Below are 9,043 nucleotides of genomic sequence, written 5' to 3' on the forward strand. Positions count from 1 at the left end.
AGCAGTAATCTAGCCCCCGGACGAGTCTTGGCCACGATTCCAGTCGATAACCCCCAATTACCCCAACTATTACAGCAAAAAGGCGTAATCTTCGAGGCGATTCCTGTGGCCGAAAACAGTTGGATCACCACTCTCCTCGCTTGGGTGGTTCCTCCCTTAATTTTAGTCGCCGCCATGCAGTTTCTGTTCTATCGCAACGATGACACGCGTAAATCGCTGCTTTTTAATAAAAATCTCGCTAAAGTTTACGGAGACGGCGAAAAATATCCGATTACCTTCGGTGATGTGGCCGGGGCCGAGGAAGCAAAAACCGAGTTAAAGGAAATTGTCGAATTTCTCAAGGATGCCGAGCGCTTTAATAAAATTGGGGCGCGTATTCCTAAGGGTGTTCTCTTGGTCGGACCGCCGGGGACGGGAAAAACCCTCTTAGCAAAAGCGGTCGCGGGAGAAGCGGGAGTGACGTTTTTTAGCATTTCGGCCTCGGAATTCGTGGAATTATTTGTCGGGACCGGGGCAGCCCGGGTGCGGGATCTATTTGCCCAAGCGAAGAAAAATGCCCCTAGCATCATTTTTATTGATGAATTGGACGCGATCGGTAAATCGAGAAGTTCGGGATCGGGAACTAGCGGCAGTAATGATGAGCGCGAGCAGACTTTGAACCAACTTTTGACAGAAATGGACGGTTTTAGCCCCAAAGAAGCCGTCGTCATCGTTTTAGCCGCCACCAATCGCCCAGAGACTCTTGATGCCGCTTTATTGCGTCCGGGGCGCTTTGATCGCCAAGTTTTGGTGGATCGTCCCGATTTAGCGGGAAGATTGGCAATTTTGGAAATATACGCCCAACGAGTCCAGATGGGTGAAGATGTTAACCTCAAAGCGATCGCCACCCAAACCCCCGGTTTTGCCGGTGCCGATTTAGCCAACCTCGTCAATGAGGCGGCTCTTTTGGCTGCCCGCAATAATCGGGAAAGAGTCAGTCAAATTGATTTTAAAGAAGCAATAGAAAGAGTTATCGCTGGTTTAGAAAAGAAAAGTCGGGTTTTATCCGAAAAAGAAAAGAAAATCGTCGCTTATCACGAAGTTGGTCATGCTTTAGTTGGTGCTGTTATGCCGGGAGGGGGTCGGGTGGAGAAAATTTCGATCGTTCCCCGGGGTTTATCCGCTTTGGGTTATACCCTGAAAATTCCCACGGAAGACCGTTTTTTGATGACAGAAACCGAATTTAAAGAACAAATTACTATGTTATTGGGCGGTCGGGCAGCCGAAGAATTAATCTTTGGCAGTGTCACTAATGGCGCTTCCGATGATTTACAAAGGGCGACGGATATTGCTGAAAGAATGGTGACAATGTATGGTATGAGTAAATCCCTAGGACCCCTAGCCTACGATAAAACAGGACAGGCTAATTTTTTAGGTAATAATCAGGGTAGTCCCCGCCGTTCGATCGGGGAAAATACGGCCAAAGCGATCGATGAAGAAGTTAAACAAATTATCGACGCTAGTTACCAAAAAGCCCTAGCAATTCTCAGTCACAACCGCAATTTATTAGAGTCCATTACCGCTAATCTTTTGACCACCGAAGTAATCGAAGGAGAAGAATTGCAAGAATTCTTAAATCAAGCGCAAATGGTCTGATCAATCCCCATAAATAGGGTCTGCTGAAAAAGTTTTTCGTGGGGAAGTGGGGTGTGGGGTGTGGGGAAGTGGGGAAGTGGGGAAGTGGGGCGAACAAAGCTGCCTTTTGCCTCTCCTCATAACTAGGGTTTGCTGAATAAATAATCGAGAATATCTAACTTAAGGAGAGGAGAGGATCAAGGCATTGGAAAACTGGTATTTCCCTGCTTTGACGGTTAATTTGCCCTTTTTCCAACCCAAAGAAACAGGAGAGTTATCTCGACTTAAACTGTTATAAAGGGCGAAATTTTTTGACCAATCGTGCTTTTGACCGTTACGAATTAAAATCGGCAGTAGATTGATTTGATTATAGGTCAATTGTAAACTCTGCCCTTGACTGCCTTTAAATAAAACCCTGCCCTGATTAATTTGAGTTAAATTTACTTGACTTTTTTGCTTAAATATGCTCTTAAAATTCTCATAACTGCCCTGGGTTGCCGCTTCTCCCACTTCCAGAGCAAAACCCGCATAATTGTTACCTGTGGGTAAAGCTTGGTAGGTATTATCATCGGGATAAGGGGAATTAGGAATCTCGATCATTTCAGGAGAAGAAAGATTTATTAATCTCAGAGCTAACCAAGTTTTTTCTAATTGAATAAACCAGATATTATCATCTTTTTCTACCTTGGCGGTTTTCGGTAATTGCCAGAAAAAAGCTTGATCTGCTGGTCGTAACCAGATTAAAAGATTACGATATTGTCCGATCTCATCCCCGGGATTTTTGCCCGGTTTTACGCCATTTTTGCCAGTGTTAGCCACAAAAAAATCCACCCCTTTGTGTTGATTAAAGGCCATTAATTTAAACGGGGCCACATCGCCATCGGGGAAAGTTCCCGCCAGACTACCCATTTGATAACTAGCCCCGATAAATTGAGTTTCCCAATAACCTGGACTTTGATTATTGCCCGGTTTCCAGTTTTCATACAGGGGTTTACTGGCGAGAATTTCTACCGGTTTATTAAAGTTTTTTCGGGCTAATTCCATCACTGCTAAAGGAGGACGATAACCACTGGTAATTAGATAAAGAGAGTCCAATTCCGGGCGATTATTGGGGACGGGAGTATCACCAAAGTATAGCCAAAAAGTGCGGGCTGCACCCGATCGCATTGCCCCATTACTACCACCATAATCGCGTTTTACAGGGCCACCCCAACCACCGCGATAATATTTAACACTAGCGGCCATGGATAACCAATCTAAGGCCATTTTTGCCCATTGTTTAACTTCCGTATCTTGAGCAAAATCGTAGAGATTGAGATAGGGAGCAAAGGTGTGACCGTGATAAACTTCTGAATCCCATTCTCCCATACCGATGTTATATAAAGCTGAAACGTAACGCTTAATTTTACTTTTATAAATTTGACGAGTTGCTTCATTTCCGGTTTCTTCGGCCATCAGATAAACCGATGTTTCGCGCATCGCTCGCAGGTTATCAGTATTGCGACTATCTACCCATAAACCCCGTCTTGTTATACTCCAATCATTACCCGTTCCTTGGCCCGTACCGTGGACAGGATGGGGCCGTTGTAAAGGGTCGGTTTCTGTCCAAATTTTCGCCGCATTATACATTCTCTGACGATAAACTGGATCGAGATACTTTCCGAGCAGAAAATATTTTCTAATTTGTCCTTTTAGGGTAAAAGAAAAATAATAATCTATATAATCGGTGTGGGCCTGTTCCCGTTTTTGTGGGTCATCCTGCTGCAGGAAATCTAGGGCTTTTTGCCGGTTTCCTGCCAAGAAATCAAACATGGCCATAGGATAGGATCTTTTCTCGTTTTCTCCCCACAAATTGCCATAACTTTCTGCCTTAGCAAAATGGTTAATAACTTGCTTGGCCCTTTGTTGAAATTCTGCCTCTAATTCCGGTGTCCAATCGTTAAGATATTGGGGTTTAACTTCGGCAACGGGGAAGGAAGCGATCGAGTTTTGAGAAACAGAATAGAGGGAATTAAAGCCAATAGTAAATAGGGCAATTATTACCGCTAAAATTAGATATTTAATTCTAGATCCAATCGTCATCTTCGGCAAATTCATCGATGTTTCCTTGATTTTCTGGGGACTGAGGTTGATTCTCTTTATCTAATTGTAAAGGAACTGGTTCAGGAGGGATAATTTCTGGTAATAATTCTTCGGGTTTTTGACCATCTACCTCCACCACAATCATTTCTGTGACGGGAAACCAAAGTATGCGGCCTTGATCGTCACAAACCGTCAGCGATCGAGATTTATCTGGAGTCTCGGTTGCGAAAAAATCTCCTAACATTTTGGTGGGTAAAATATTCTTACTTTCACCCCCAATAACTCCTAGGAATATATATTCGTTACCTGTGGTCAAATGTTGGACAATAATCGCCATAGTTAAAAAATTCAGTCAATGAAATGTACTTATTGATAAGCTGTTGACTCTTGAATGATAGCTTTCAGCCATGAGCTTTCCACTGATTACTGATTACTGATTACTGATAACTGATTACTGCTTAACTTGACTGCCGTGACTGCGAGGATCGGTTTGACTAGCGCCCGCAAGGATATTAAAATCAGAAGCCTGTCCCGTAGTGGTGGCATAGGGTAGGGTAGAATTGGTTAAAAGTGCTTCTAAATTAGCAGTTAAAATTGATTTTGGTTGTTCTCCGATCGCTTGGGCAACTGGTTGTCCTTGATTATTTAAAAAGACAAAATGGGGAATACCATCCACGCGATAACGGAGAATTTCCGGCAACCATTTATTATTATCAACGTTGAGCATGACAAAATTAATGGCATTACCGTATTGTTTTTTAATTTCGGCAATTTCAGGGGCCATCGCCTGACAACTGGTACACCAATTAGCATAAAATTCTGTCAGGGTGGGTTTACCATTGCTGAGGGCAAGCTCGAAAGGTGTCGCTTTTTCCGCTTGCGCTTCCAAAGATACGGAACTAGCGGTGGTTTGAAACCCGAAGAAAATCGCTACACTAAGGATAACTGCCGTTACTGCCAGCAGCAGATTTCTGGTTTTGTTGGTGGGTGTGGTGGCTGTCATGGACATTTAATCAAAGTTTACTTTGTCCTATTGTAACGATTGCTGCGCTCTTTTAGTATTGGTGTCGATTGAGTTACAATTAAGTTAGAGATGGGTAATAATTATGACCGAAGAAAGACTCGATCGAATAGAGGGACAGCTAAAAAGGCTAGAAGGGGACGTTCATACAATTGAGGGGCGATTAGAAACTTTAGAAAGTAACCTTCAAAACATTGAAAAAAAGCTAGGAGACGTGATCAACCAAATCCGTGAACTTAGTCTTAGCATCGATACCTACCAAAAAGCTGATCAACAGGTAGTTAATTTGGCTTTTGGTCTAATCGTTGCCGCTACTGCTACTATTGTAATTCCAGCCGTTTTCGGCAAATAAGCAAAAAAAGATTCTTTGATCGGAAAGGCTGCATGAAAAAACGCGTTACTCTCACTTTTCCCAAAAAAGCCGTCCATATGCCCGTTACCTATCGACTGGCGAAGGATTTTAACATCGCAGCTAATATTATCCGCGCCCAAGTTGCCCCCAATCAAGTGGGAACATTAGTATTAGAATTATCGGGAGATATCGATGAGTTAGAAGCGGCGATCGAATGGTTACAATTACAAAATATTGGCGTTTCCCAAGTTAGTCGCGAAATCGTCATTGATGAAGAAAAATGCGTCGATTGTGGCTTATGTACGGGAGTTTGTCCCACGGAAGCTTTAACCCTTGATCCCGAAAGTTTTCGTCTTAAGTTTTTGCGTTCCCGTTGTGTGGTTTGTGAACAATGTATCCCCACTTGTCCCGTGGTGGCAATTTCCACAAACTTGTAAAGTAGCAGTTATTAAATTAATTTTTTTGCCCATTTAAATAATAGCCATCTCTGGAGATTTTAAGCCTTCATTTGTCTCCAATGCGGTTAATCGTCACAAATATCCCCTTCCCTTTCTGCCTAAAGACCCTTTCTCCGATACCATAGTTAAAAAGAGATTGCTGACTCTGGCCACATCTGTGGGGATTACATACCATTAATCATGGTTTTTTTGCAAAAAATACAAAAAACTTGACATGACTTCTGCCGTTCCTCGCCTTTCCTATCCTGATAGTCCGATTGCTGATCTTCGCGGCCTCTATAACTTTATCCTCAACCCGCAACTGTTAGCCGCAGAAAAGGGAAATCCGTCGTTCGTTAGTTTTTGTCAAAAAATTTCCCCCGTTGATCCCCTAGAAATTCTCTCTCGGATTGCCTCTAGCTATCCCACCCATTGTTATTGGGAAAATCCCGAACGAGAAACCGCTTTTCTCGGCTACGGCATCGCCTTTGCTGCCACTTTCCACGGCAAACAACGTTTTTTAAAAGCTCAAAAATTTATTGAAAACTGTCAACAAAGAATTATTAAAATTGATAACTATAGCGAGATTACTCCCCGCATCTTTTGTAGTTTCACTTTTTTCGACTCGGAAAGAGCTACCCCCTTTCCCTCAGCTACCCTAACCCTGCCTAAGTTTCAAATTATCAAAAAACAGTCGGAATATTTTTTCCTTACCAATCTCCTAATCACCAGCGAAAAAGAAATAGAAAACTCCCTCGAAGAAACTATTAATAACCTCAAAATTATCCAAAATAACTCGAGCAATTGCCGACAAAATCCCCACCAGGCTCCCTGTAGTTATTATATTCATCCTACCTATAATTTTCAAGCGGCTGTTGCCGATGCACTCCAATCTATCCATGCTCAAAAATTTAGCAAAATTGTCCTCGCTCACGCTCTTGACGTGATTTCTCCCCGTCCTTTTCATCTGGTAAACTGTCTCGATAATTTGCGTCAGCGTCATCCCGATTGCTACACTTTTTCCCTCGGCAATGGACGGGGAGATCATTTTATCGGCGCTAGTCCCGAACGCTTGTTAACTGTCCATCAGGGGCAATTAATCACCGATGCTTTAGCGGGATCCGCCCCCCGGGGAGAAAATGCGATCGAAGATGCTCTTTTAGCCAATAAACTCCTCGCTAGTGAAAAAGAACAACGGGAACATCGGGCTGTTAGTGACTTTATTAACCAAAAACTGCGACAAATTGGCTTAAATCCGCAAAATTCTCCCTCTAGATTGTTAAAACTCTCCAATATTCAACATCTCTGGACTCCTATCCATGCCAAACTAAAACCCTCCATCCATCCCCTCGAAATTGTTGCCCAACTACACCCCACTCCTGCTGTTGCTGGGGTTCCCACGGAGATCGCTTTAGCACAAATTCGTCATTATGAAACCTTCGATCGCTCTCTTTATGCCGCTCCTTTGGGTTGGATCGATTGTCAAAATAATAGTGAGTTTATTGTTGGTATTCGTTCGGCCTTAATTGAAGGCGATCGAGCGCGATTATACGCCGGTGCGGGTATTGTTGCCGGTTCCGATCCGGAAAAAGAACTAGCAGAAATTCAGCTTAAATTTCAAGCTCTCTTAAAAGCTTTAACTTAAACTATAGCTTTTTACCGAACTAATAACTTAAATAAGCCTAACTTACCCTTAAAAGGCGGATATTTTAAAGCGGGATTGAACCAAAGAGGTGTTTTCATAATGGCTTTTTGGTGACTAAAATTCTCAAAGGAAAAACGACCATGATAGCTACCAAAACCGCTATTTCCCCGACCACCAAAGGGTAAACTAGGATTAGTAAAATGAAAACTATTGTTGTTAATACAACCTCCCCCAAACTGGACAGATTCTAACCATTTCTTTTCGGTTTTTGCCTTAGTAGTAAACAGATAAAAAGCTAGAGGGTTAGGGTTTTTAGCAATAATTGCTAAAGCTTCCTCAAAAGTGCTAAAGGCAATGATCGGTAAAATTGGACCGAATATTTCCCCTTGCATAATAGGAGCATCGAGGGAAACATTAGTTAATAAAGTTGGTTGAATATATAAATTTTCTCGATCGGTTTTGCCTCCAAAAACAATCTCACCATCTTGGAGAAAGTCAATCAGGCGATCAAATTGTTTCTCATTGATTATCTTACCATAATCAGCACTTAATCTGGCATCTTCACCGAAAAAATTAACAATAGTGTTTGCTAATTCTCTGATCAAATTCTCCTGCTGGGATTGATGTACTAAAATATAATCAGCTGCGATACACATTTGACCACAATTAGAGAATTTTGTCACGGCAATGCGACGGGTTGCCACGGAAATATTAGCATCAGCTTCGATAACACAGGGACTTTTTCCCCCTAATTCTAGAGTAACAGGAATTAACTTTGCTGCCGCTAGTTGATAAATAATTTTTCCTACCTTTGTACTGCCAGTAAAAAATATCTGATCAAAGGTAAAACTGTCTAACATATTCGGAATTACTTCCGCACCATCTCCGGGGACAATTAACACATATTCTTCGGGGAATATTTCTTCAATTATTTTAACTACTAATTTTTCCGTCGCTGAGGCAAATTCACTCGGTTTTAATACCGCACAGTTACCGGCAGCAATGGCACCGACTAAAGGCACTAATAACAATTGGAGGGGATAATTCCAAGCACCAATAATTAAAACCACTCCTAAAGGTTCCCGAATAATCTGACTGGAGGATGGGAAATTTAAGAGATTAGTTTTAACAGTTTTGGGTTGCATCCATGAGCGCAAATTTTTTAAAGCGGTCTTAATTTCCACCAAAAGGAAACCATTTTCCGTAATCCAACAATCTTCGGGACTTTTCTTTAAATCGCTATATAAAGCTTCATAGATCTCCGCTTCATATTTAATGATTGCCTGTTTTAACTTCTCTAACTGCTGACGACGGAATTGATAGGAACGAGTGGCACCACTAACAAAATACTGACGCAATTTGGCTAATTTTTCTGAGTTTGACAGCATCGAAATAATTCCTAACTTAATGATGAAATTCTACGGCATCCACTGGGGACGAATTCCCGCTAGAGGTAATTCAATTAAATCAGATTTACTGGCTTTTACTCCATCTTGTAGGGGAGGAATTAACATCCACAAACGACCACCGATAATTGTTTCTCCCGAATCGGTAGTCAAGGGATTAGTAGGATTAGTATCATAACTGATGCGAAGTTGATCAAAAATAATTGCTAAACCATCGGGAGATAAACTAATGTGAATATCACGATAATCGGCTAATTCCAGTAGGGGAGTCACTTGACCGGTCTTCACATCTATTTTAGCAAAATAGGGTTTTTCTTTGTACTCTTGACTGTTAGTAACTAACTCGGTTAACAAACAATACAAATCACTACCGGTGGCATTAAATTGACAATCTATAATCGAACCTTGTAGATTGAGTAAGCGTTTTTGTAATCCTTGATTATTGACATAAAAAAGCGATCGAATATAACGCATTTTGGCATTATC

At 41.8% G+C, this 9,043-nt stretch carries 8 protein-coding genes and 1 pseudogene; 4 read left to right on the plus strand and 5 right to left on the minus strand.

Annotation, left to right across the window (positions count from 1 at the left end; genetic code table 11):
• A partial coding sequence (ftsH, locus tag PX481_RS12890) for an ATP-dependent zinc metalloprotease FtsH (RefSeq protein ID WP_288094692.1) occupies positions 1–1,635 on the plus strand: 1,635 nt, incomplete at its 5' end.
• Positions 1,636–1,794: 159 nt separating this feature from the next.
• Here ftsH and PX481_RS12895 read toward each other — a convergent pair.
• The 3 genes from PX481_RS12895 to PX481_RS12905 form a co-directional block, all read right to left on the minus strand.
• On the minus strand, positions 1,795–3,711 hold the full coding sequence (locus PX481_RS12895) for a hypothetical protein (protein ID WP_002760348.1): 1,917 nt from the start codon (positions 3,709–3,711) through the stop codon (positions 1,795–1,797).
• Positions 3,680–4,033 (minus strand): hypothetical protein, encoded by a 354-nt coding sequence (locus tag PX481_RS12900; protein WP_002760349.1) that lies wholly within the window; start codon positions 4,031–4,033, stop codon positions 3,680–3,682. The genes PX481_RS12895 and PX481_RS12900 overlap by 32 nt, the downstream gene beginning before the upstream one ends.
• Positions 4,034–4,147: 114 nt before the next feature.
• The gene (locus PX481_RS12905) at positions 4,148–4,699 is read right to left on the minus strand and encodes a thioredoxin family protein (protein ID WP_002760350.1); all 552 of its coding nucleotides are present in this window, start codon (positions 4,697–4,699) and stop codon (positions 4,148–4,150) included.
• Positions 4,700–4,802: 103 nt separating this feature from the next.
• Between PX481_RS12905 and PX481_RS12910 the strand changes: the two genes are divergently transcribed.
• From PX481_RS12910 to PX481_RS12920, 3 genes are all read left to right on the plus strand, one after another.
• On the plus strand, positions 4,803–5,069 hold the full coding sequence (locus tag PX481_RS12910) for a ssr2422 family thylakoid membrane protein (RefSeq protein WP_002760351.1): 267 nt from the start codon (positions 4,803–4,805) through the stop codon (positions 5,067–5,069).
• A gap of 32 nt (positions 5,070–5,101) precedes the next feature.
• Positions 5,102–5,506 carry an NIL domain-containing protein gene (locus PX481_RS12915; protein WP_002760353.1) on the plus strand — a complete coding sequence of 135 codons (405 nt, stop codon included), beginning with the start codon at positions 5,102–5,104 and terminating at the stop codon, positions 5,504–5,506.
• A gap of 235 nt (positions 5,507–5,741) precedes the next feature.
• Positions 5,742–7,151 carry an isochorismate synthase gene (locus PX481_RS12920; protein WP_288055206.1) on the plus strand — a complete coding sequence of 470 codons (1,410 nt, stop codon included), beginning with the start codon at positions 5,742–5,744 and terminating at the stop codon, positions 7,149–7,151.
• 11 nt (positions 7,152–7,162) lie between these two features.
• On the opposite strand, the gene PX481_RS12925 is transcribed toward PX481_RS12920, so the two are convergent.
• A complete protein-coding gene (locus PX481_RS12925; RefSeq protein WP_288094693.1) occupies positions 7,163–8,539 on the minus strand; it encodes an aldehyde dehydrogenase in 1,377 nt (458 codons plus the stop codon).
• A 30-nt stretch (positions 8,540–8,569) separates the two neighbouring features.
• Positions 8,570–9,043 (minus strand): annotated as a pseudogene (locus tag PX481_RS12930) (hypothetical protein); the annotation flags it as partial.

This window comes from Microcystis sp. M53603_WE2 (assembly GCF_030065435.1).